The organism is Psychrobacter sp. TB55-MNA-CIBAN-0194 (genome assembly GCF_040309505.1).
GTDB classification, from domain to species: Bacteria; Pseudomonadota; Gammaproteobacteria; order Pseudomonadales; family Moraxellaceae; genus Psychrobacter; species Psychrobacter fozii.
On the sequence record NZ_JBEOOW010000329.1, the window covers coordinates 1 to 269 of the forward strand.

At 44.6% G+C, this 269-nt stretch carries 1 protein-coding gene; it reads left to right on the forward strand.

Going from position 1 to position 269, the window contains the following annotated elements:
* Nucleotides 1-269 (forward strand): hypothetical protein (locus AAEY75_RS15335; protein WP_352260065.1); only part of this gene is annotated, 269 nt, incomplete at both ends.

Consider the following 269-nt stretch of genomic DNA (forward strand, 5'->3'; position numbering starts at 1 on the left):
GTATTAGGCCGTGAGCTATTCGATTTTGCCTTTCAAGAGTACAGCCGTCGCTGGATGAACAAGCGCCCTACTCCAAGCGACTTTTTCCGTACCATGGAAGAAGCCTCTGGCGTCGACTTAGATTGGTTTTTCCGTGGCTGGTTTTACACCACTGATCATGTTGATATCTCGCTAGATCGCATTTATAAACTGCGCTTAGACAGCAATAATCCTGATATTGATTTTGATCGTCGTCGCCAAGATTATAAAGACAAACCCATGCCTTATTC